The sequence below is a fragment of the Pontibacter diazotrophicus genome, from assembly GCF_003367245.1.
Lineage (GTDB): Bacteria > Bacteroidota > Bacteroidia > Cytophagales > Hymenobacteraceae > Pontibacter > Pontibacter diazotrophicus.
The window spans coordinates 91,359-115,107 of record NZ_QRGR01000013.1 but is presented as its reverse complement, the minus strand read 5'-3'; the positions used below and the strand labels follow the sequence as shown (position 1 = coordinate 115,107).

Annotated in this window: 22 protein-coding genes; 8 read left to right on the top strand and 14 right to left on the bottom strand. The window is 47.6% G+C overall.

Features of this window, described 5'->3' with window-relative positions:
* Positions 1-357: 357 nt before the first annotated feature.
* On the bottom strand, positions 358-885 hold the full coding sequence (gene purE / locus DXT99_RS13555; RefSeq protein WP_115566099.1) for a 5-(carboxyamino)imidazole ribonucleotide mutase: 528 nt from the start codon (positions 883-885) through the stop codon (positions 358-360).
* Between the two features lie 2 nt (positions 886-887).
* Positions 888-2,018: a 5-(carboxyamino)imidazole ribonucleotide synthase gene (locus DXT99_RS13550; RefSeq protein ID WP_115566098.1), complete on the bottom strand. Its 1,131-nt coding sequence runs from the start codon at positions 2,016-2,018 to the stop codon at positions 888-890.
* Between the two features lie 151 nt (positions 2,019-2,169).
* On the opposite strand from DXT99_RS13550, the gene DXT99_RS13545 reads away from it, so the two are divergent.
* Together DXT99_RS13545 and DXT99_RS13540 are read left to right on the top strand one after the other, a co-directional pair.
* Entirely contained in the window at positions 2,170-2,418 is a 249-nt protein-coding gene (locus tag DXT99_RS13545) for a hypothetical protein (protein WP_115566097.1), read from the top strand.
* A 39-nt stretch (positions 2,419-2,457) separates the two neighbouring features.
* On the top strand, positions 2,458-3,081 hold the full coding sequence (locus DXT99_RS13540; protein ID WP_115566096.1) for a MarC family protein: 624 nt from the start codon (positions 2,458-2,460) through the stop codon (positions 3,079-3,081).
* Between the two features lie 87 nt (positions 3,082-3,168).
* Here the strand turns inward: DXT99_RS13540 and DXT99_RS13535 are convergent, their stop codons facing one another.
* Positions 3,169-4,485: a cation:proton antiporter gene (locus DXT99_RS13535; RefSeq protein ID WP_115566143.1), complete on the bottom strand. Its 1,317-nt coding sequence runs from the start codon at positions 4,483-4,485 to the stop codon at positions 3,169-3,171.
* Positions 4,486-4,817: 332 nt separating this feature from the next.
* Here DXT99_RS13535 and hemE point away from each other — a divergent pair, with 332 nt between their 5' ends.
* On the top strand, positions 4,818-5,867 hold the full coding sequence (gene hemE / locus DXT99_RS13530; protein ID WP_115566095.1) for a uroporphyrinogen decarboxylase: 1,050 nt from the start codon (positions 4,818-4,820) through the stop codon (positions 5,865-5,867).
* 306 nt (positions 5,868-6,173) lie between these two features.
* On the opposite strand, the gene DXT99_RS13525 is transcribed toward hemE, so the two are convergent.
* The 7 genes from DXT99_RS13525 to DXT99_RS13495 all read right to left on the bottom strand — a co-directional run bounded on the left by DXT99_RS13525 (position 6,174) and on the right by DXT99_RS13495 (position 14,786).
* Positions 6,174-7,973, bottom strand: a complete 1,800-nt coding sequence (locus tag DXT99_RS13525) for a TrkH family potassium uptake protein (protein WP_115566094.1) — start codon at positions 7,971-7,973, stop codon at positions 6,174-6,176.
* Positions 7,951-8,973 (bottom strand): bifunctional heptose 7-phosphate kinase/heptose 1-phosphate adenyltransferase, encoded by a 1,023-nt coding sequence (locus tag DXT99_RS13520; protein ID WP_115566093.1) that lies wholly within the window; start codon positions 8,971-8,973, stop codon positions 7,951-7,953. The genes DXT99_RS13525 and DXT99_RS13520 overlap by 23 nt, the downstream gene beginning before the upstream one ends.
* Positions 8,973-10,187, bottom strand: coding sequence for a pyridoxal phosphate-dependent aminotransferase (locus tag DXT99_RS13515; protein ID WP_115566092.1), 1,215 nt, complete (start codon positions 10,185-10,187; stop codon positions 8,973-8,975). The genes DXT99_RS13520 and DXT99_RS13515 overlap by 1 nt, the downstream gene beginning before the upstream one ends.
* 192 nt (positions 10,188-10,379) lie before the next feature.
* The gene (locus DXT99_RS13510) at positions 10,380-11,372 is read right to left on the bottom strand and encodes a PorP/SprF family type IX secretion system membrane protein (RefSeq protein ID WP_115566091.1); all 993 of its coding nucleotides are present in this window, start codon (positions 11,370-11,372) and stop codon (positions 10,380-10,382) included.
* Positions 11,373-11,381: 9 nt separating this feature from the next.
* Complete coding sequence (locus tag DXT99_RS13505; RefSeq protein ID WP_181885125.1) at positions 11,382-13,385, bottom strand: lectin-like domain-containing protein; 2,004 nt, start codon at positions 13,383-13,385, stop codon at positions 11,382-11,384.
* Between the two features lie 491 nt (positions 13,386-13,876).
* A complete protein-coding gene (gene recR / locus DXT99_RS13500) occupies positions 13,877-14,485 on the bottom strand; it encodes a recombination mediator RecR (protein ID WP_115566089.1) in 609 nt (202 codons plus the stop codon).
* Positions 14,486-14,498: 13 nt separating this feature from the next.
* On the bottom strand, positions 14,499-14,786 hold the full coding sequence (locus DXT99_RS13495; RefSeq protein ID WP_115566088.1) for an ATP-dependent Clp protease adaptor ClpS: 288 nt from the start codon (positions 14,784-14,786) through the stop codon (positions 14,499-14,501).
* A 413-nt stretch (positions 14,787-15,199) separates the two neighbouring features.
* Between DXT99_RS13495 and DXT99_RS13485 the strand changes: the two genes are divergently transcribed.
* Complete coding sequence (locus DXT99_RS13485; RefSeq protein WP_220273389.1) at positions 15,200-15,748, top strand: nucleotidyltransferase family protein; 549 nt, start codon at positions 15,200-15,202, stop codon at positions 15,746-15,748.
* Between the two features lie 163 nt (positions 15,749-15,911).
* Positions 15,912-16,463 (top strand): hypothetical protein, encoded by a 552-nt coding sequence (locus DXT99_RS13480; RefSeq protein ID WP_115566086.1) that lies wholly within the window; start codon positions 15,912-15,914, stop codon positions 16,461-16,463.
* Positions 16,464-16,534: 71 nt separating this feature from the next.
* On the opposite strand, the gene DXT99_RS13475 is transcribed toward DXT99_RS13480, so the two are convergent.
* The 4 genes from DXT99_RS13475 to DXT99_RS13460 form a co-directional block, all read right to left on the bottom strand.
* Positions 16,535-17,299 (bottom strand): DUF6503 family protein, encoded by a 765-nt coding sequence (locus tag DXT99_RS13475; RefSeq protein WP_115566085.1) that lies wholly within the window; start codon positions 17,297-17,299, stop codon positions 16,535-16,537.
* Between the two features lie 128 nt (positions 17,300-17,427).
* Positions 17,428-18,126 (bottom strand): YceI family protein, encoded by a 699-nt coding sequence (locus DXT99_RS13470; protein ID WP_115566084.1) that lies wholly within the window; start codon positions 18,124-18,126, stop codon positions 17,428-17,430.
* Between the two features lie 466 nt (positions 18,127-18,592).
* The gene (locus tag DXT99_RS13465; RefSeq protein WP_115566083.1) at positions 18,593-19,042 is read right to left on the bottom strand and encodes a MarR family winged helix-turn-helix transcriptional regulator; all 450 of its coding nucleotides are present in this window, start codon (positions 19,040-19,042) and stop codon (positions 18,593-18,595) included.
* Positions 19,043-19,219: 177 nt separating this feature from the next.
* Positions 19,220-20,209 carry a dipeptide epimerase gene (locus DXT99_RS13460; protein ID WP_115566082.1) on the bottom strand — a complete coding sequence of 330 codons (990 nt, stop codon included), beginning with the start codon at positions 20,207-20,209 and terminating at the stop codon, positions 19,220-19,222.
* A gap of 313 nt (positions 20,210-20,522) precedes the next feature.
* Between DXT99_RS13460 and DXT99_RS13455 the strand changes: the two genes are divergently transcribed.
* From DXT99_RS13455 to DXT99_RS13445, 3 genes are all read left to right on the top strand, one after another.
* Entirely contained in the window at positions 20,523-21,962 is a 1,440-nt protein-coding gene (locus tag DXT99_RS13455) for a dicarboxylate/amino acid:cation symporter (protein WP_115566141.1), read from the top strand.
* A 268-nt stretch (positions 21,963-22,230) separates the two neighbouring features.
* Positions 22,231-22,956: a hypothetical protein gene (locus DXT99_RS13450; RefSeq protein WP_115566081.1), complete on the top strand. Its 726-nt coding sequence runs from the start codon at positions 22,231-22,233 to the stop codon at positions 22,954-22,956.
* A 90-nt stretch (positions 22,957-23,046) separates the two neighbouring features.
* Positions 23,047-23,622 carry a hypothetical protein gene (locus DXT99_RS13445; protein ID WP_147294222.1) on the top strand — a complete coding sequence of 192 codons (576 nt, stop codon included), beginning with the start codon at positions 23,047-23,049 and terminating at the stop codon, positions 23,620-23,622.
* Positions 23,623-23,749 lie beyond the last annotated feature (127 nt).

Below are 23,749 nucleotides of genomic sequence, written 5' to 3'. Positions count from 1 at the left end.
CATGTGTTTTGGTTTGTTAAAAATTCAAGAACTATATAATGCTCAACAGGCAATCTGAACACCCACTGCTGTGGCACTTTCTTTACCGCCATGGATGAGCCAAGAGCCTGGGAGTTAAGAAAAGGATAAATTTTTGCTTGACTCCCAAACATGCCAGATAGTTGAATCAGGCAACTGCCTTCTCAAACCACATCGCAAGGATTCCTACTGAAGTTGGTGCTATTCGCTTTGCCTATATGCTTGACAAGTGCATATAATCGCAACCTGAGTTAATTAAGCTGTCAGATTAGATATTGACTAACTTCTTGTAACGGATTCATAGAACCACTACAGCCTATACCTGCTTCTTGCTCTTCACTAATCCAGATCCCGGTCTCCGCGCTTCAATTCCTCTACTGAGCGCATCACCTTATCTTTTAAGCTGCTCTTATACTTCTCCAGCCTGTCAGCCACGGCGGCATTGGTGGTGCCCAGAATCTGAGCAGCAAGTATACCTGCATTCAGTGCGCCATCCAACGCTACAGTAGCCACTGGTATACCACCCGGCATCTGCAGGATAGACAGCACAGAATCCCAGCCATCAATGGAGTTACTTGATTTTACAGGCACTCCGATAACAGGTAAAGTAGTAAGCGAAGCCACCATACCAGGCAAATGCGCTGCTCCGCCGGCTCCGGCAATAATAACTTTGAGGCCGCGCTTGCGGGCATTCTCCGCATACTCTATCATGCGGTGCGGCGTGCGGTGTGCCGACACAATGGTCAGTTCATACCGCACCCCAAGGGTTTCTAAAATTTCGGCGGCGGCATCCATCACCTTCAGGTCAGATTGGCTGCCCATGATAATGCCTACCAGAGGTTGATTGTTTGTGGTTTCGTCGGCCATTTTTATGCTTTAACTTTAATTACGTTTTTGATGGATGCTGCGCGCTGCTGCGCTTCTTCAATGTTTTGCCCCAGCACCGTAATATGTCCCATTTTGCGGGCAGGGCGGGTGTACTTCTTCCCGTACAGGTGAATATAAACACCCGGCACTGCCAATGCCTCCTGCAGTCCCTCGTAAGCTGCTTCGCCGTCATATCCCGGCTCACCCAGCAGGTTCAGCATTACAGCGGCACTTTGTATTTCTGTGGAGCCCAGCGGCAGGTTCAGGATAGCACGCAGGTGCTGCTCATACTGTGAAGTAAAGTTTGCCTTGATGGTATGGTGCCCGCTGTTGTGCGGACGCGGTGCCACCTCATTTACCAGAATCTGCCCGTCTTTTGTCAGGAACATCTCCACGGCCATTATACCCACCATATCAAAAGCCTCTATAACGCGTGTGGCAATTTCTATGGCAAGGCGCTGCAACTTATAAGGCACATTGGCTGGTGCAAACAGCGAGTCTACTAAGTTATGCTCCGGATGAAAACTCAGCTCCACCACCGGAAAGGCAGTCACCTCACCGTTCGCATTTCGGGCCACAATCACGGATATCTCTTTCTCAAAATCCACCAGCTTTTCCAGCACCGACGGTTCTTCAAAGGCTTTTCCAAAATCAGCATCACTTGCCATACGCATAACGCCACGGCCATCGTAGCCCTCCCGGCGCAACTTCTGGAAGGCAGGCAGAAACCCAACATTCTCCTGTAGTTCTCCTTTGTCTTTCAGCAGTACAAAGTCAGAGGTGGGGATGCTGTGCTTCTGGTAAAACTCCTTCTGCAAACCTTTGTCCTGAATGGTGCGCACGGTACGGGCATCCGGGTATACCTTTACCCCCTCCTGCTCCAGCTTCTCCAGCGCATCGGCGTTCACGTGCTCAATTTCTATGGTCAGAATATCGCAGTTCTTGCCGAATTCATACACAGTGTCAAAATCACGGAAGCTTCCTACATAGAACTCGTTGCAGATGTCTTTGCAGGGTGCATTCTCATCGGGATCTAATACTAAAGTATAAATATTAAAATCGAGCCCGGCCTGCATCAGCATGCGGCCCAGCTGTCCGCCGCCCAGTATACCAAGCTTTACTTCTCCTTTCATGCAATATTTTGTTTTTGTTAATCTTTTCTCAAAATTAAGGATTATGTCGGAACCTCTCCCCCTGTAGCGATTTTTTAATGCAGCTTTGACGGCCATAGCTTTGCTTTTTATTTTCCTATAGCTATATTGAAGGAAACAAATACAGCTATATATGTCGGAGAAGTTGGTGCGCAGCATGATGGTATTATTCCATGTTCCTTTGTTTTTAATTATACTCCGGATGTTCTGGCATGCGGGCGGCCTGGCAGGCATGGATTTACAGCTGGTGCCGTTCCAGTTATTAAGTCTTCTGCTCGCGGGATACCTTGTACTTGGCGACAGTTCCCGCGACGAATACTACCCTACGCTACTGCTATTGCTGGTATATGATCTAATATTGTACTGGTACATTTTAAATTAATTCTGAGTAGCTTGCGGCGTTTTACGCCTAAATTCACCTATGGAAATCATACTGGCTACTTTTTCTGCCTTGTTCTCTGTTGTAAACCCATTCGGGGCGATGCCTGTTTTCCTGACCTTAACACAGGACGACACTCCTGCACAACGAAACCAGCAGGCGCTAAAGGCATGCTTGTACATGGTAGGTATACTGGCTGTTTTCTTCCTGACAGGGCAGTACATACTTAATTTCTTCGGCATCCGGATTCACGATCTTCGTATTGCCGGTGGGCTCATGATCATGCGGGCAGGGTTTGACTTAATGACACCTGGCGCAAACAAGAAAAAGATATCACCGGAAGTTGTGGAAGAAGGGCAGCAGAAAGACGATATTTCCTTTACCCCGCTGGCAATGCCCATGCTTTCCGGACCGGGGGCCATCGCGATTAGCATCGGTCTTTTCACTACTTCACTGTCTGTGCTGGACATGCTCTTTATTTTGGTGGGCATTATTTTGCTGGCAGGCGTTTCTTACTTTATACTACGCTCTTCATCCCAGCTTACGCGCGTAATGGGTAAGTCTGGCCTGGCGGCGCTTTCCCGCATTATGGGTTTTATTGTACTATCCATTGGCGTTAACTTCATTGTGTCTGCCCTTACAGCGTTGTTTTTCACAGCAGGATAGGCGCTGATTTGTAAATTTGAAGATGAGAAAATGTGGAGATGTGACAAGTTAATAACCTTCAAATTCTTGATTCTTCTCATCCCTGAGTCACCCTGAGGCCTTGTTCTCCTGTTCCCGCATTTCGTCCAGTTTCTCTGTTATGGGCGTAGCTGAAATACCATGCACAAAAATGGAGATAAGGACCACTAAGCCTACGAGCGCCCATAGTTCTTCTGCTCCTTCAAAGTTCTCCTCATTCAAGCCGTAGGACAGGTAATAGAAGGAGCCTATCCCCCGCATACCCAGAAAGCTGATGGCAAAGCGGTCGCGCCAGGGAGCCTTGCTGAAACCAATCAGGCCGAGCACCCCTGCAAGAGGGCGTATGATAAAAACTATGATGACAGCGCAAATAACCAATGGCCAGGTAAGAGACGACAGTAAGCCGCCCGCAACAGCAGCCCCGAAGGCAATCAGCACTGCTGCCATTAAAAGGCGTTCTGCTTTCTCTGTAAAAGCATGCAGTGATTTCTGGTATTCGTGGCTCTGATCATAGTTTTTAATGACAACGGCGCCAATAAAAGTGGCGATGAAGCCATAGCCCCCTGCATACTCTGTAGCTCCGTAAATAAGAAGTGTGGCAGCCAGGGCTCCTAAACCTACCATAGACTTTGCCAACTCTGTTTTGGCAGGCATAGCCATAATAAAGCGAGCCAGCACATATCCTAAGGCCAACCCGAAAATAGCGGCAACTCCTAATTCATAAAGTACATCAATCAGAAACCAGGTTCCTATCCAGTTGCCGGGATGTGCACCTGCCACCGCCATGGCAATGGCCATGTTCGTGAACGGGAAAGCAAGTCCGTCATTCAGGCCGGCTTCTGAGGAAAGGCCGAAGCGCACCTCATCTTCCTCTCCATGCCCTGTCTCATCTGTATCCTCCGTTTCTTCGTCTTCAGAACCTTCCTGCGGTGCACCTACCTGTACTTCGGAAGCTAACACTGGGTCAGTAGGGGCAAGACAGGCACCTAAGAGCATAGCAGAGGCCGGCGCGAAGGCAGCAAGCCACCAGCCTGTGAGGGCAACAAGTGCGATGGTCACAATCATGGTTATACTCAGGAGGCGCCATGTAACACTCCAGCTTTTTAAGCTGGGCGGTCTGTCGACTTTTAATCCTGCCCCCATCAGGGAGACGATGACCGCTAACTCGGTGAGATGCTCCGTATAGTCTCCCTGCTCTAAGGGATCCGGCGCTTCTAAACCCAGGGGCAAAGCAATTGCCCCCAAACCTAACATCACCACAGGCATAGAAAAAGGATATTTGGCCAGAAGGCGGGGCATTACAGCTGTTGCCAACACAGCAAGGCCAATTATAAATAGCCACAAATTATAATTCTCCAGTACCTCGAGGGCCTCTTCAATTTCCATAACACGTAGATCTAAGAGAAGCGGAACAGAGGCATAGGTTTCATACCTTTCCTCTGCTCCTTGTTTGTTTTTGCAGGGTGCTGGTTGGTATGTTAGCATCTTACGCAGTCTGGATTGCTATAGATATAGCACTAACTCTTCATGGATGAGGACTCTATATAAAAGAGGGCCTTACACAGCGCAGTACCTGAACCTACAGCACACCTGCCAATACCACATGTTCTTTAAACAGAGGCAGCCTGTGAATTGAATAGTAAGAGACAGGAAGCCATAACATTTTACAAATCTGCTCATCTTCAAATTTTCAAATCTTATTTCCTTATCTTTGCCGCATGCAACTGAAGAACGATCTGCTTATAAGAGCTGCCAGAGGCGAAACTGTAGAGCGCACACCTGTGTGGCTCATGCGCCAGGCAGGACGTATATTACCAGAATACCGGGCCGTACGCAATAGCCTGAGCGGCTTTAAAGAGTTGGTGGAAACACCGGAACTGGCCGCTGAAGTTACCATACAGCCTGTTGACATACTGGATGTAGACGCTGCCATTATTTTCTCAGACATCCTGGTAGTGCCCGAGGCAATGGGCTGCACCTATGAGATGGTGGAGAAACGGGGACCGCTGTTCCCGAATACCATCCGTACAGAGGAAGATATGAAAAAGCTGCGTGTGGCGGATCCGCACGAGCATCTGCATTATGTGCTGGAGGCAATCAGAGTCACGAAAAGAGCGCTGAACGGACGCGTGCCGTTGATAGGTTTTGCCGGTGCCCCCTGGACCATTCTGGCTTATATGGTAGAGGGTAGTGGGTCCAAGACATTCTCGCATGCACGTGGCCTGCTGTATACCAACCCGAAGCTAGCCCACCAGCTGCTCCGCATGATTACAGAAACAACCACGGCATACCTGCAGGCGCAGGTAGAGGCGGGCGCGAACCTGATACAGGTATTTGATTCCTGGGCAGGTATTCTTTCGCCGGCGCAGTACCGTGAATTTGCCCTGCCGTACATCAGCGAAATCTGCAATTCTATCCGCAATGTACCGGTAACGGTGTTTGCCAAAGGCGCCTTCTTTGCACTCGAGGATTTCAGCAAACTCAACTGCGACACCATCGGCCTGGACTGGAACATGGATATTAAAACGGCCCGCCAGCAGGTAGGCCCCAACAAAACCCTGCAAGGCAACATGGACCCTTGCCTGCTCTACAGTTCCTTTGATACTATACAGCATGAGACCATTAAAATGCTGAAGGAGTTCGGCCCGCAACGCCACATCGCCAACCTCGGCCACGGCGTATACCCTGACACTGACCCGGAGAAAGTGAAATGCTTTGTGCAGACGGTAAAGGAGTACGGGAATGTAGTTAGAGAGGTAGAGGGGTAGAGAGTCTCTGGAGTTAGAGAGTTAGAAAGTTAAAAGGTTAGAAAGTTAGTGGGTTAAGAAGTTAAATCCTTACTAAACTATATACCAAAGGAAGGCCCGCTGTTTAGGCGGGCCTTCCTCTTTTATGGTTAAACCGTTCTTTTGAAATCCTAACCTCTAAAGCTGATTGCAGAACCAAACCCACCCCTAGCCCCTCCGAGGAGGGGAATTAACCAAAATAGAGAAAATCCACCCTCACTTTCAACTTTTTAAACCTCTAACTTTCTAACTTTTTAACCCTCTAACTTTCTAACTTTCTAACTCCCTTTAACCGACTGCCAGCTGTGTTTCCGGGTACTTATAGGCTGTGGAGTATGCACGGGTGCTGAGCGCCAGCGCCAGCGTGAGCGTGCCTACCCTGCCCAGGTACATCGACAGGATGATGACGCATTTTCCCATATCAGATAGACCTGCAGTAATTCCTGTACTCAAACCTACCGTCGCAAAGGCAGAAACCTGCTCAAAGGCCAGCTTGATGATATCAAACTGTGCATCGGTGATAGACAGAATGAAAATAAACGTGATATTGATAATGGCCGCGAACGTAAAAACAGAGAAAGCTTTATAAGCCACTGAGTGCGGTATGGTGCGATGGCCGATTTCCATATTGCGCTTGTTTCGGATGGTAGTGAGAACCGCAAACAGCACCACGGTAAAAGTAGTCGTTTTAATACCTCCCGCTGTTGATCCGGGAGAGCCGCCTATAAACATCAAGGCAATAATCATCAACAAAGTAGGCACATTCAGCGCAGAGATGTCCACTGTGTTAAAACCGGCAGTACGTGTGGTCACCGACTGAAAGAAGGAAGCGATCAGCGCTTCGGCAAAGCCAAGGCTGGAGAGGGTATTGTAATACTCCAGGAAAAAGAAACCCACCATACCGATTGCCAATAAAGCAGCAGAAGTGTAAATGGTGACACGCGATGACATCTTCCAGTTTTTCCAGGGCTTCTCCATACGGAGGCGCATATTTTGGGGGGAGAGAACGTCCAGAATTGTTGGGAAACCAATGCCTCCAAAAATAATAATCATGGCAACCACCAGGTGCATGATATAGGAGAAACGGATTGGCTGCGTGTATAAACCCTCTGGATAAAGCGAGAAGCCCGCATTGCAGAAAGCAGAAACGGCATGAAAAACAGAAAAGAATATTTTACTGCCAAGAGTTAAAAACTGTGCGTCTGCTCCCCACGTCAGGAAGATACCCAAAGCCCCTATACCTTCTATTGTCAGCGTCAGGAAGATGAGCCTGCGCATCAGGTTCTTTGTGGAAAAAAGCGACTCGCTGTCCAGTAGCTCGTGCATGGCAACATGCTGCTTAATGCCCACTCCCTGCCGCATGAGTGAGGCAAAGAACGTGGCAAAGGTCAGTATTCCCAATCCCCCCATCTGGAAGAGCAGCAAAATCACCACCTGCCCGGCAAAAGTAAAGTAGGTGCCCGTATCTACTACCGCCAGTCCAGTTACGCAGGAGGCACTGGTGGCCGTAAACAATGCGTCCAGGAAGCTGATGCCATCTGGTGAGTTAGACATTTTGGGGAGCATTAACAAGCCAGTTCCTATTAGAATCAGCGAGATAAAGCTGAGGAGGAACGTGATAGACGGCTTTATCTGAATTGCTTTCAGGTGCACCTGCGTCTCGAGCAATTCCACAACCAGCAGCACCAACATGTACAGCGACACCAGCACCCGGTAAAACTCCACCGAGAGCGGTATACCAATCCCCTCAAAAACGTTATAAATGAGCGGATAACCCAGAACATACGTAGAGAATTCGTTGAGAAAAATGATGATCATCAGAATCCCTTCAAACCAGGTGCGCTTCAGGAACTTGACTCGCTCAAAGGCATAGAGAATGCGCAGGATGTAAATAAGCACGAAGGTGACGAGTATAGCATCGATAGCGTAAAACAACACCTGTAGCTGCTCTGGGCTTTCGACGACCCCATGCGCGTAAACCAGTAATCCTATTGCCAATAGTGTCAGCACATAAGTGGTGCGGCGCATAATGGTATACGCCGTCAACTTACTGCCGTATAAAAATCTATTTAACGACTCTGTGTTCATTCTTTTCAAACAACCTTATGTGCGCGGCCTCTTCAAACAACCGCGACTTGTTTATAGGCACTACCCCCACCTGCTCACACACCAGCCCTCCGCCTAAGTTACTGAGGCCAGCCATAAACTCTTTTGATGTGCGCAGGGCTATACACAGCGCCGCAATACTAATCACCGTGTCGCCGGCTCCCGACACATCGGAGATGGAACGGCGGTGCGCCCCGATATATGTCTTTTCTTCCCCTTCAGCCACGAACACGCCCCGCTCTGAAAGCGTAACCAGCACCTGCTGCACCCGCAGGCGCTCCTGCAGCTCAGCCACGGCTTCCTCAAAGGCAGGCCGGTTCTCATCGGCGAACTCTACCTTCAGGCCCTCTTTCAGCTCTTTCAGGTTCGGTTTAAACAAGGTACAGCCTACATAGCTGAGGAAGTTCTTTTTTTTAGGATCGATAACGCTTGGAATGTTGCGCTCGTTGGCCAGCTGCAGAAAGCGCCGGATGTTCTGCTCCGAGAAAACGCCTTTGTCGTAGTCTTCAAAAATAATGACATCGGCTTTGTCGAGCAGTTGCAGGTAGCGTTCCTCGAGGTGGCGCTCTTCGTAATCCGTCAGGTTGTGCTCTATCTCTGAATCTACGCGCAGCAGCTGCTGTGCGCCGGCAATAATGCGGTGCTTGATGGTGGTTACCCGCTCCAGGCTCTGCACAATGCCTTCCGTCAACAGACCCTTATCTTCCATCAGGCGAAGGTAATCCGCCCCGTCCTGGTCGTCGCCAATCACAGAGCAAAGCAACGGAGTGGCACCCATGGCCTGTATATTGAGCGCTACGTTGGCCGCCCCGCCCAGGCGCTTTTCCCGTTTTACTACATTAACAATGGGTACAGGTGCTTCTGGTGAGATGCGTGTTGACTTTCCCCATAAATAGGAATCTATCATCACATCTCCCACCACCAGCACCTGAAGCCCATTAAAGGCTTCAAACAAAGCCTTTAAGCTTGAAAATTGAGTCATTACTGCAGTTTTGCGAGGCTGCTCTTAATGCGTCGGAAAGCCTCGGTCAGTTTTTCGTCGGATGCGGCAAAAGAGAAACGGATACATTGCGATGCTCCGAAAGCCTCTCCACCTACAGCGGCCACGTGGGCATCAGCCAGCAGGAACATGCTCAGGTCTTCTGAGTTCTCGATGGTTTTGCCTTCGTGGCTCTTGCCAAAATAAGCGCTTACATCCGGGAAGATATAAAATGCGCCAGTCGGCAGGTATGTTTTAAAGCCTTCTATGTCGTTCATCATGTCGAGTACCAGGTTACGGCGGCGGCGGTAAGCCTCTGTCATCTCCAGCGAAGATGCCTTTCCTCCCTGCAAGGCGGCAACAGCGGCTTTCTGAGAGATGGAGCTGGTGCCGGATGTAATCTGGCTTTGCAGCTTATCGCAGGCAGAGGCAATCTCCTTGTGTGCGGCCATATAACCTACACGCCAGCCTGTCATGGCATACCCCTTAGAGAAGCCGTTCACCGTTACCACGCGGTCTTTGATGGAATCCACGCAGGCGAGGCTGAAGTGCTTGCCCTCGAAGTTGATGTACTCGTAAATCTCATCTGCTATCACATACACCTGCGGGTGTTTCTCCAGTACTTTCGCAATGGCACGCAGCTCTTCTTCGTCCCACACAGCACCGGTAGGGTTGCTTGGCGAAGAGTACATCACCAGTTTCGTATTAGAGGTAATGGCTTGCTCCAGTTGCGCAGCTGTCACTTTGAAGTCGTTCTCAAGGCTGCCCATGAGCGGCACCGAAATTCCCTCGGCCAGCTTTACAATTTCTTCATACGATACCCAATATGGAGAGAAAATGATTACTTCATCACCCGGGTTAACAAGGCACATTACTGCATTGGCTATACTTTGCTTTGCACCGGTTGAAACCACGATGTTTTCCGGCTTATAGTCCAGGTTATTGTCGCGCTTAAACTTATTTACAATCTCCTGGCGCAGTTCCGGGTAGCCGGGTACTGGCGTATAAAAGGTAAAGCCATCGTCGATAGCTTTCTTGGCGGCATCTTTAATATATTGCGGCGTCTGGAAATCAGGTTCTCCAAAGCTTAGGTTGATCACATCAAACCCTTGAGCAGCCAATTCACGCGCTTTTTTAGCCATGGCTATTGTCTGAGATTCAGACAGGGCCTGGATTCTGTCTGACAGTGCTGATCTTACTTCCTCTGTGTTTTGCATTTCTTTTAACATTAAGCTGGCAATTTAGTCATAAAGCCACAGAATTCCACCTTTGCAATTTTTAGCTGTTGCTGGTGTGGCTTTAGCAGGTAAATTGGCAAGAAGGCTTGAGAATCAAAAAGAAAACAGGAGAAAAAAGATAGCAAACTGCTTCTGAAGCCGCTAAGGTCTGTTACAGCTAAAGGTTTTCTGCTACCACAGGTTCTGGGGGCACACTATTTTGTGTTTGTTAGGGATACGCATTCCTAACACTACCTCGTGGCTAACGCCACCTAAAGAACTTACACCTGCATCATAGGAGTATCCTAAATCAAAAACCTGGTTCCAGGTAATGCCAGCCAGAAAAGCAAAGCTGTCGTTTTGCCGGTAAGACACCCCGGCCCATAACTTATTATCGTAAATGGCACGCAGGTTATAATCAGCGGATACAGGTAGGGGCCGCAACAGCTTCAGCATAACGGAGGGTATCACATCGAGCTTTTCAGCAACTGGAACTTTATAGGCAGCTGTAAGGAAGTAGTGGTTATCATAATTGATATCTATCCCCCTATCATCTCCTGCAGAAACTGTGTTACTAATGAGCTCACTGGCGGAAACGCCAGCATAGAAATTGGCGGAATACAGCCACATGCCCAGCCTGAGGTTTGGGCGGTGTACCGTCCAGCCTGCACTTGCTGCATCAGCCGGGTTGGCAAATATCAACTTATTGCCATTCAGTGCATGCTGTGTAACACCCGCAGAGGCGCCTGCCGCCAGTTTTATCTCGTCCGTCAGCGGCACATGGTAGGCATAGGACACGTTGGCCTCTATTCGGGTGAAGGGACCTATTTTGTCATGCAACAGGAGCAAACCTATTCCGTGGTGCGGTTCTGTACTATACTTCCGGTAAATATTCCGCGGCTCTCTGGCCCCTACAAAGGAGGGTGAATTGCTGCCGGAGGTGCTTTTGTCTTTGGATAACTTGGTGTGTACGCTGAGATAGAAGTTGCTGGGTGAGCCGTCTATGCCTGTCCACTGGTTTCGGAAGCCTGATTTTATATCCACATAATCTTCAATGCCAGTAATAGCAGGATTAAGCAGGTAATTGTTGATCATGTACTGGCTATACTGCGGCTTCTGCTGCGAAAGCACCAGCAAAGGCAATAACATCAAAATAAGTAAAAAAGTAAAAGTCTTGACGTTCATAGCTGCCTTTTAGTGAACAATACTAACGGATCCTACTATTTTTTTCCCGTGTTTTGGAATGTCTTCACTTAGCGTAATCACATAGAAATAAGTACTCACAGGCAATGGCTGGCCTTTATAGGTGCCGTTCCATTCGTTTATATAGCGTACCTTTTCATAGATCCTGGTTCCCCAGCGGTCAAACACCTCTACCCGGGCATCGGGGTAATCTTCCAGGGTTTCTACTTCCCATGTTTCGTTCACACCGTCGCCATTCGGAGAAAAAGCGTTCGGGACTACAATATCCCGGCGCACAAAAACGTGCACCTGCCCTGTTATCTGGCATCCTGCAGGCGTAGTGGCTACCACTGTATAGGTAATGGTTTCAGTAGGGTTTGCACGCGGGGTGGCGCTGTAAGGGTCATCCAGCCCCGTGGCAGGAGACCACTCGTAGCGGATACCGGGTGTAGTGTTCCCCTTCCCCAGTCTGATGGTTTGGCCCCTGCTTATAGCGACCTCCGTGTAAGGGTCTATATCAGGCAAAACTACTATGACAGCCTGCACAGGAGAGCGTTTGCTTTCGCAACCGTTTCCGCCTATAAAAGAAACATAATAGGTGGTGGTGGCATCAAGGTGAGGTGTGGTGAACGTGCTACTGCTGGCATCTGGAAAAGGAACACCTCCCTCTGCTACGTTATACCATCTGTAGTTACCTTCTTCCCCTCCCGTTGCTGTTAAAGTCATAGTGCCGGGCTCACACCTGGCACTTCCTGTCACTGCTTGGACCATAGGCAAAGGTATGGTTGTAACTGTTATTGTGTTGGAAGTCACTGTGCCGCATATTGTTTCCACATTAACGGCATACTCACCAGCTACTGTAGCTGCCAACTCAGGCTTATTGCCTTCAATAAGAAGCCCATTTCGCTTCCAGGTAAATTTAGCATCCGCTGCCTGTCCCAAAGCACTTAGTATCACACTGCCTCCTTCGCAGAAGGCAGTATTACCAGTGGCAATCAGTTCTACCGGCGGTAAAGAAGATGGACAAGCCACATCTATTATGACCTGCGCCGTTGCAATTTTGTTATAGCATTGGGTAGAACCAGCGTCACTGGTTTCATAATAGGTTAAGACATCATTACCCTGAAACCATACACTTGGTGTATAGACAATTTTATCTCCGGAGATAACGGCCGTTCCATTTTTGGGCTCCTTTACAATGCGGGTTAAAGTAAGCGGGCTGCCAGTTGTATGTGTATCATTCTCTAAGACCGCTACTGTAACTGGTTTTCCGGGCACTGCCTGAGCAGCGTCATCATTGGCAGCGGGTTTGCTGTTCAGGTCTTGCAGGCAAATGGTCTGTTCATTATATAGCCCCCCCGTAGCGCCTGCAAATCCATAGTACACCATTGAGTTTCCATTGAAAACATTCTTTACAATATCATCTTTATGCGTGAATCGTTCTGCACCGTCAAAAAACAGTTTTAACTCTTTCGTATCAGGATTCCACTTAATAGTATAAGTGTGGCACTGGTTATTTTCTACATCTTCGTTGTTAGGGTCTATAGGCACAGGAGGAAGTTCTGGGGCAGCCGTATTTCCATTGTAGAAAACAGTAGTATGGTCTGCAGTTATGTCGGTATTGTTGTCAATATAACTGCCATTGGTGTTGTTATGCGTATCAAATTCTATTGCAACAGAGGGGCTGACAGGGTCCGGTGCTCCAATACCAAAGGCTTCACCCAACCTACCTCTCGCCTCCAAACCCCGTGGGTCGTTGTGAAACAGAAAGACAATACCATCCGCCCCAGGCAAATCTTTAGTACCCAGATAAATTGTGAACTCAAGTTCTAAAGGCTCGGACAGGTCTATTTTTTCTTTCCACCAGATGTAACCGTAACGCCATTCTTTGTCTTCCGTAATTTTAAAGCACTGGTCAGACAGCTTAACGGCGTCGCCGCGGGTAATAAATTGTGCTGAAGACGTAAGTGGGGCGAGTAAGAGTATTATTAGAAGACTGTAAGCTCCAAGGAGCACCCTATTTCTAAGATGTTTATAAGTTCTTTCATACCGCGGCAGAAATATCATAGAGCTGTGGAAACAATAAAGGTAACTTAAACCACCGTAAAGTCTTTCGTGCAGGAACGTTCATCATCAGCAATAAAAGCCTTTGATAATCAACATGTACTTTTCCTTCTTTAGGTATATTCCATATTAGGTATATATAGAATATAATGACTTAACGAAACCTTGAAAAAGTTGTTTCTTAATATGTATACTAATTTTAATATATTATTCACTAAAGTATATAAAGCGTTTACCCCTGATCAAACATCTTACAATGTCCAACCAAGGGTAGTATTACCTTATTAGTATATATAGCAATGATTCCTATGTGCTTACCAGCGGCATGAATACACTTATCTTGGTAAAGGAGGAAGCAGTAGAGTTTTCTTTTGCGACTTTTTTATTTCGGCAAGTTATCTGTTACAGTGTCCTGTACATTTCCTTAGCTGCCGGAAAGCCTGCTATACTTTGCCGTAGGCAGTTCGCTCCACAATGCTCCGGCCAAGCGTAATCTCATCGGTATACTCCAGTTCGCCGCCTACAGGCACACCGCGTGCAATGGTGGTAATGCGCAGGTTCTGGTCGCGGAGTTTGCGGGTAAGGTAAAAGGCAGTGGTGTCGCCTTCCATTGTAGGGCTGATAGCCAGCAGAATTTCCTTTACCTCAGATTTCGGTAAGCGCTCCAGCAGTGATTCTATCTCCAGATCAGACGGGCCCACTCCTTCCAGTGGTGATATAACACCGCCCAACACGTGATAAAGTCCCTTGTACTGCGAGGTATTCTCAATGGCAATTACATCCCGGATATCGCTCACCACGCACAGCACGCTTTTATCGCGCAGGGGATTAGAGCAGATGCTGCAGATTTCTGTATCCGAAATATTATAGCACTGCTTACAATGCTTCACATCAGTGCGCATCTTCACCAGCGACTCTGCCAGCAAAAAGGTTTCTTCCGACTCTTCTTTCAGCATGTGCAGCGCCAAACGCAACGCAGTTTTCCTCCCTATACCCGGGAGCTTTGCCAGCTCCTCCACGGCATTCTCAATCAACTTCGACGGAAAATTCATTCAGTCTCCTCTTCTACTCAATGTCAGCTGACAGATCCTTTTGATGCAGGCTGGTACACATGCCCATCAGCTCTTCGTAAGAGCCTACTTTTACGGTACACTTGCCTTTGTAATGGATCAGCATGGTGCACTGTTCCGCTTGCTCCTGTGTATGACGGCACACTTTAATAAGCGTCTCTATCACATGGTCGAAGGTGTTTACGTCGTCGTTATAGACAACGAGGTTGCGCAGGTCAGTACTCTCCTCCAGCAACTCTACCTCAACCTCTTCTTTGTGTAAAATTTCTCTCTCCCAATTCATAATGCAAAAATACGAATAATTAAGCACTTAACGAAGCTGCGGGCTTTGTCCAGTGCCTTTTCTTTCAGCTTCCGGCTTTCAGTTTAGCTGTTTATTTTAACAATTCCGGCGCCTCTTTGATTCCGGTTTCTATTTAATTACCTGCTGCTTTTCTGCCTTAAGACAGTAGTCATTGCGCAATGCAAAATGGCATTTTCCGCTGTAACTGCTGTGCCTGGCGCTGTAACATGTTGCCCTAAACAGATAAAGTTTATACTTTTGTATATGGCTACTGCTATTGCTGCAGTCATATACCCTAACCGCTGCTTTTCCGTAGGCTTTGTAGCAGCCATCAGTAACGGATTTCTATTTTGGATAACAAAGCAAGCGCCCCTCTGCCCCAACCGGCAAGCAGAGTGGTTAGCAAAAAAAGATTGTCGGACAGCAACAATGATTTATCATACTGGCTTTCGCAGCCCCCGGTTACGCGCATTGCGGCAGTGGAGCACCTGCGGAAACAGTATAGCTTACTAGTACAAATGGAGCTGACACACAATTTTCATGAGTTTGTAAAAGAGTTTAATGCCAGTGGTGTAGCATATATGGTAGCAGGCGGCTTTGCCGTTGCCCTCTACGGCTATCCCCGTTACACCGGCGACATTGACATCTGGATTGACACCACGGTAGAGAATGCCAGGAAAGCGCTAGAGGTACTGCATGCGCTCGGGTATACAGAAAAAGAGGTAAACCTGGAGGATTTGACCACCCCGGATATAATTGTGCAACTGGGTTACCCGCCAAACCGCATCGACCTCACCACCGGAATGGCAGGCATTGATTTTGCCGCTTGCTGGGAAAACAGAGTGACAATGCCCTTTGGCGATACCATGGCAAACTATATCAGCCTAAACGACCTGAAGAAAAACAAGAAAGCCACTGCCCGCCAACAGGACCTGCTCGACCTGCAAAACCTTCCGGAGTAAGTCAGCGCATGTGAGTGTTTTAACCTTCATGGCTGTAAATGCACGCTTTTAAAATCTGAAGCTGCTATCTTTGCGTACCATACTGGTGCTTTCACTGTCAAAGTGAACCGTATCAGAACTGAGGCTCAACCATTTTCGCTTTCAAGAAATTAAACACGCTCTTATGCCAGCCATTTCTCCGGCCTTTCGCCAGGCAGTAAAACAATTGAGCGACAAAGAAAAAGAAGCCATTATTCTGAAAGCTGCCCGCCGTGATGCCGAACTGTACGAATTGCTCTCGTTTGAGCTGATAGAAGAGGTAACGCTGGAAGAGGTGTATGAGCAGAGTACAGACAAAATTCATGAGTTGCTGCTAAATGCCAGTGGCCGGAGCTTGGCCAAGGCGCTGACAAAGGCCCTGCGCAAAGCGGTAAAGGAAATAGCCCGGTTCAAGCGTATCACAAAAGACAAGAAGGCTGAGATAGATTTGCACCTGTACACGCTGCGCCTCATTTTCGATAACTTCACCGGACAGTTCGACAGCTACTACAAAGGCTTTTACACCGCCACCGCCCGATTGCTGCTCCGCACTATACAGCTCATCCGCAAGAACCTGCACGAGGATTATCACCTGGAGTATAAATCGGCTGTAGACGACTTTCTACAGCAAATACACAGCCGAAGTAAGCCAGTGCCTGCTGCTTTGCCACAGGAGTTTGAGGTGGAGGGAGTTTAATTTTGAATAACTGATTTTTGAATGACTGAATAGAGAAACATTCAATTATTCAGTCATTCAAAAATCAAAATTTACTCTAGCTCTCTCACCTCCACGTTCTCCAGGTTGATTTCTGATACTTTCTCCAGATTGCCTGCCTCAAAAGCTTTCTCGTAGTTTTCGAGGGGGACATCTTCTTTAGAGGTATAGTTGATGTAATCCTGGAAACGGACACCGCCTACCTCCCGGGGATTGGTGGCCTCCCGGAAGCGGGTGCCTATGCTTCCATCCTCTTCCCTGAAGTTGTAAGCGAGGTAGTCCATGGTGTGGCGCTGCTGATGAAACCAATACACATATACATCCTCGTGGTCTTCTCCCCCACCCTCTGCCGCGAACGTGACCCGCACTTCATGGTAAGGCTCCCCTTCTATCGTAGTCTCGCCCAAATACTCCTTCTGCACAGCGGCATCGTTTAAAAAGTAAGGCAGCAGGGCAAAGTATATTACAGAATTAACAGAAGCACTGAACGCCTCCTGCCGCTCCTGTGGCACATCTACCGGCGTATCGTCTGCTGTCCGTTTAAAGCCACTGTTGCTGAGCACATCGTGCATGCGCTGCCCTGTAGAATCGTCGGTGAACGTGCGGCTGTAAACAAAGGCGCCGTTATCGCGCAGGGCGCGGTACTGCCTGTCGCGGAACTCAAAGGTCACTACAGCCTGGTCTAACCGCTCGCCGCCGTGTGCGGCAATGGCGGCATCCACAATAGCTTGTGCATCAGTACTTTCATCTTCTGTACAGCCTATGGAGAACAAGGCAAGTAGCAACAGCGCAAAATAAGAATGTCGTATCCGGTTCATTTTCAAATCAGGAGTTTGCCCGGGCAAAGGTAGGTATTGCCGCGCAATAGAACGGCATGGGCTAAAACGAAAACCGCTCCGACCCTTCGAAAAGAGTGGAGCGGAAATCGAAATAAAAACAGGTTTATTTAGTTCTGTGCAGTTGCATTGGAGGTATTCTGTGCAGTTACATCAAACGTGATAGTGAAGTTGTCATCGATAGCTTTGTCGCCAAGGTCATCGAAGAAGCTGTTAGAGCCGTAACGCACATCAAACTTAGAACGGTCTACGGTTACATCTGCTTTGGCAGTGGCCGTTCCGTTGTTTACATTGATAACAGCCGGGAAGCTAACCTGCTCTGTCTTTTCTTTGATAGTCAGGTTGCCTGTTACATTGTGAGTTGCCTCACCAGCGGCGGCATTCTCAACTGGCGTAACATTTGTGATTTCGAACGTAGCCGTTGGGTACTTCTCAACACCAAAGAAATCGTCAGACTTCAGGTGACCTACAAGCTTCTGGTTGTCTTCTTCAGCTGTGATGTCGGTGTTTGATATCGTGTTCATATCGATTACCAGGTTACCACCAACCAATTGGTCGTTGGCTACTACCAACTCACCATTCTGTAGCTCAATATTTCCAGAATGCTCGCCACCAATTTTCTTACCGTTCCAGTTAACTTCGCTTTGCTCAGTTACAACGTTGTATGTTTCTCCTTCAACAGCGGCAGTTGCTTCTGTTGTTGCCTCGGTTGTTACTTCTGAAGTGGTTTCAGTTTCAGTGGAGCCCTCGCTGCAAGCTGTGAACAAAAGTGCTGCTGCAAATGAAGCGTAAATAGCTGTTCTTTTCATTGGTTTGATTTGTTTAAGTATTTCTAATTTTAAGTCCCGGGCCTTTGCTCTGGAATACGACGCAAATATATGTATCTACATTTAATGTACAAACACTTTAGATGAAATTTAGTTCAGATAGCTCTAAAATATTTTGACACCATGCATTAAAAAGCTTCTCTTCCCTTTCAAGGTATATTTTGCCCCTTTGAAACCTGTTGCTGAAAGTTGAAAAGCATGCCTGCAGCAAATCATACCACTGCTAACACCGCTGTTGGCTTAATGTTTTAGCGGATTGTACTCAGGGAGTAAGTTAAAAAGAAGAAGCCGCCCTCCAGCTACATTGCGTGGCTTCGTGAGCTATCGATAACAGTTGCTTTCTGGCAGTTACAGTAGACTGTCTTGCAGGCAGGCCCAGTGATAGCATAAGCTTGTCGTATTTTCTTGCTGATGAATTATGCAGTCTATGGTTTGGGTATGATAAGGCTTACTTTCTGATTTTATCGAGTAAATCGCTCAACTGCTCTGCCTCCTGTTCTGTCAGGTTAGTGATGCCAGTACCTTCCCCGCTTTCCAATTCATCCATTTCCTTGAGCAAAGCCAGTCCTTTCTCTGTAATCAGCACATCAACAGTCCGGCGGTCAGCAGGGCACTGCTTCCTTGTTACAAGCTCTTTTGCCTCCAGTTTGTCTACAATGCGGGAAGCGTTGGATGTTTTGTCCAGCATGCGCTCAATCAGCAGGCTAATGGTAGCTGGCTTGGGGTACTGCCCACGCAGAATCCGCAATACATTATACTGCGGCAGCGTTACTCCGAATGGCTTAAAAAGAGCCGCCTGTGCCTGCTGCACCCAACCGGATGTATAAATCAGGTTAATGTGGGCTTTCTGATACTCACTTTTAAAGGTGCTTTGCTTTATTTCTTCTTCTATCTTCATTCTAAGACTAAAATCCTAAAAGTGCTACAAATCTATGTACATACACTTAATATACAAACAATATACCATTTATTTTAGTAATGTTTTAAAAATCAGTCAATAACAACAAAAACTCCCAAAAGTTAAGAATCATTGTTCAAACAACTAACATAACAACAGCGGCAGTGCCAATATGGTTTACTTTAAATATAAAACACCATCCTGCTCCCGCACAAGTTTAAACGGGTCTTCCTCCAGAATCAGGAAGCCGTCGAGGTCTACGAAGTCAAAGGCACTGCTCAGTTGCATGGCCGACCAGATTCCCAGGGATGTTTCCACCATACAGCCGAGCATTGCCATCATGCCGTGCTTCCGCGTCTCCTGCAGCAGCCGGACGGCATTGAGGTATCCACCGGCCTTCATGAGCTTGATATTAATGCCATGGAATTGCGTTTGTAGCAGTTGGAAGTCTGCCATATCCGTTACAGACTCATCTGCCACAAGGGGGACGGGGCTGATCTCTTTGATATGCGCATAAGCGGCGGCATGCGAGGCAGGCATAGGCTGCTCCACAAAAAGCACCTGGTTCGGGTCCAGCGCATTAAGGAAATTCATCAGCTCGTCGGGGTTCTGCCAGCTCTCGTTCCCGTCTATCACCACCTTTCGTGACGTGGCTTTCAGAACCTCCTGCACCATGTCGAGCCCCTGCTGGTGGTTCACCTTTACCTTCAGGCTATTGAATCGGTTCAGGTTGTTGGCACGAATAAACTCCTGCACCAGTCCGGGCTCCATAATTGGCAGCGAGTAGCAGGTGGCCTGCTGTTCCGGTGCCTTCTGGCCCAGCATGTGGTGCACAGCAATGCTTTTATGCTGGCAGAAATAATGAAGATAGGCAGACTCAATGGCAAAGCGCAGCGAATTTACCGGCGGATGCTCCTGCAGCAACTGAATCAGGGCCTCCATACTGTTAATGTTAGCCAGCCCCGCCATTAGCAGCACCTGGTACTGCTGCAACAACAGTTCAGGGGTTTCGCCATAGCGTATGTTTGGCGCCGCCTCACCAAAGCCACTGAAGGTACCGTCTGTTACCTGCACCAGAAAATTCAGCTTCTCGTCGCTGGCATTCCGGGCAATCTTCCAGGTGTACTTCAGTTTGAGGTGCAGCACCTCTATGCGCCATGTCAGCATATTTATAGGGTAATTTAGATAATCTCAGAAAGCATAAATTGCATCTTTTTAGCCTAAAAAGCTATTCTTACTACCTCCAACTTAAAAGGATGTAGAAAGTTTCCCTGTGCCGCTGTTTATTGCCTCAAAAAATAGTTTTCAAATCATATTCCACCTGTTTGCAGATGTGCTTTTTGCCCCTATATTTGCTAAGCTAATGTAGCTGTGCCCTGTCGGCAATTGCTCTTACTAAAGGCTTTACAGACGCATTTCCTACAAAGGCTTTTTCCGGCGACTGCCATGATTGGCAGGCGTTTTTTACCTTATATCCTTTATGAAAAAGTCTTTTTTACCCATGGCCACGCTGTTGTGCATTACCATAGCGGCCATACTTACTGTGCTGCAGCAGTACAGCTTTATTTCTTTGCCGGCTGAAGCCTTGATGGCAGTACGCTGGGCAGGTATCAGTGTGCTCCTGCTCTACGGCCTGCAGAAACGCACACTTACCACCTGGATTCTCATCAGCATGGTAGTGGGCGCTGAAATCGGCTACGATTTTCCGACTTTCGCCACCAACCTGAATGTGCTGAGCAAAGTCTTTCTTAAACTCATTAAGACCATTATCGCCCCGCTTATTTTTGCTACGCTGGTAGTAGGCATAGCGGGCCACTCCAACCTGAAGCAGGTGGGCAGCATGGGCTGGAAAGCCATTGTCTACTTTGAAATTGTCACCACCCTGGCGCTTTTCATCGGTCTGGCAGCTATCAACTTGAGCAAAGCCGGCGAGGGCATCGACTCCAGTGTTATTGCACAAGGCCAGGAAGAGATCACAGCTCCTGTGAAGCAATCTGCCGCTGACATTATCCTGCACGTGTTCCCGGAAAACATAGCCAAATCAATTGTAGAGGGCCAGGTACTGCAGATTGTGGTATTTAGTGTGCTGTTTGCGATTGGCCTGGCCATGGTGAACGAGAAAAAGCGCAAACCAATGCTGGACTTCTGCGAGAGCCTCTCCGAAACCATGTTCAAATTCACGAACATCATCATGTATTTCGCCCCTATAGGAGTGGGCGCAGCCATAGCCTATACGGTAGGCCACATGGGTTTTGGAATTCTCCTGAACCTGTTCCAGTTGCTGGCCACCTTGTATGTGGCGCTCCTGGCGTTCGTACTGCTGGTGCTACTACCGGTGGCGCTGATTGCCCGTATCCCCATCAGGCGCTTCCTGAAGGCTGTGTCCGGGCCGGTTTCCATTGCCTTTGCCACTACCAGTTCTGAAGCGGCGTTGCCCCGTGCCATGGAAGAGATGGAGAAGTTAGGTGTGCCACGCAGAATCGTTGCCTTTGTGATGCCAACTGGCTACAGCTTTAACCTAGATGGCACTACCTTGTACCTGGCACTGGCCTCCGTATTTGTGGCGCAGGCGGCCGGAATCCCGCTGAGCTGGGAGCAACAGTTGGTGATGGTGTTTACGCTGATGCTGACAAGTAAAGGTGTGGCGGGTGTGCCGCGTGCCTCTTTGGTGATACTATTAGGTACCGTTGCTTCTTTCAACCTGCCGGTGTGGCCGGTGTTTGCCATTCTTGGTATTGATGAGCTGATGGACATGGCCCGCACCTCTATCAACGTAACCGGCAACTGCCTTGCCACCGCCGTAGTAGCGCGCTGGGAAGGTGAGTTTGACCTGCAGCCGGAAACCGGCCTGGTAGAGACAACTGTACCGGAACTTGTACAGGATCAGCCGGAGGAAGACAGAACACCGGAGCTGGTGTAAAGTCATATGGAAGAGACTGCCTTCAGCAAGTGGCAACCTCTGTCCTATTTCGGCACATCTGACTCTAACATCATAAAAGAATAACAGCAAAACCCGCCTCTATATGCAAAGGGGCGGGTTTTGTTTTTGAGAAGTAACGCTTTTTTTATTTCTTTATTTTGCCTGGCATATATAGTATATTCATTAGTCCGGTTCCGTTTATACGACACCCGCTGGGCGGCTAAACGGAATAATTTCGTTTATATACAAGTTACCTGCAATAGAAATTATGAACAATCTATACTTACTTCTTTTCCTACTTATAACTGGTTGTGCTCCTAAACAGCAGCAGGAAGTAGTGCAAGTAGCTGAAACAGAAGAAGTAGGCAGTACAGTTGCCTCTGAAGGTGGCTGTGATAAATGTGCAGCTTCTAAGTTTGTAGAATCAGAACCTGACACATCTTTTATTTTTTCAAACGGTAGCAAACTTCTTATTTGTGGCTATCCAGAATTACGAGAAGGAAGAAAAATATACTCTGAGTTTGTGCTGTCAGAGTGTGGAAAGGACAGCATCATTGACTTTTGGAGCGCAGTCGAAGAATATGAAATCAGGTATAAGCAGGATACACTACAGCTACAAAAATTAGAGTTATTGGCTTTAGGTAATAATCGAGAGTTTGTAAAGAAGAAGTGGCTTACCGAGTACTTCTATTATGAAAATGGGAAGCTCGAAAGGGAAAAGAAACTGAATTCTGAAGTTAAGTATAGCCAAAGCCAAGTCGAGCAGTCGCTACAAGAATATGAATCTACTCAATGGCAAAAGCAGAGTGGAGCTACCGAAGAGTATACGGAGAATAAAATGCGATTAGCTAACAGCCTGATGATTGCAGCAGCTTCGGGAAGTGAAAAAGCAGATGTTTATTTCAAAGAGTTTAAGAGCAAGTTTCAGCCAGACGGAGCATACCTTGAATGGTATGAGCAGATGGTGGGTTTACTGGAATCTGCGAAGAAATAGAAAAACAAAAGCAGGTAACACGGTGTAGCAGTAAGGCTTGCTGACGCTGCGCCTCTGCTACACGAGTACCGTTGTACTTAATGAAAATCAATGGAATTAACACCTAATCAGAGGTTTACTTTATCTGCCTCTCCAACAGAATGGCACAGTTATGCAGATGAGCTAATGGACTCTGCGAGAATTCTATTGAAAGAAGTAGGCAATTCCTTTGTGGCTTCAACCGATTATAATGGAGGAATGCGACCAAATAGACCAACGGTGTCTAGATCATATATTCTGCTTTCTGGATTTGCTTTAGAAAATGCTCTTAAGGGCTTGTTAGTAGCTCAAGAGCCTACTCATATAATTAATGGGGCTCTGAGTAATAAAATTAAGAATCACTCATTGCTGAATTTAGTAAGTATAGCTAAAGACCTAACATTAACAGAAGCAGAAAAGACTATTTGCAATATAGCTCAAGAGGCAATTCCCTATTGGGGGCGCTACCCTGTCCCATTACGGTCTGAATCCTTGAAAGAGGAGCAGATATTGAATGATGAGTTTGTAAGTGTTATTGAAAGACTTTTTCAAAGGGTTCAAAAGATGTCATACGAGACCTTTAAGAATGGCTGGCAAAGTTCTGAAGGGCTAAGACTTCAAGAATATAGAAATTCTCAATACGAATAAATCACAAAGTGCAACAACACCTATAAGTTAGCTGCGCCACCTTATAGCCAAGTTCGTTGCCCACAATAGGAGCCATTAAAAGTTTACATAAAAGGAAACTTTTCTTTATCTTTGGCAGTATCTAAAG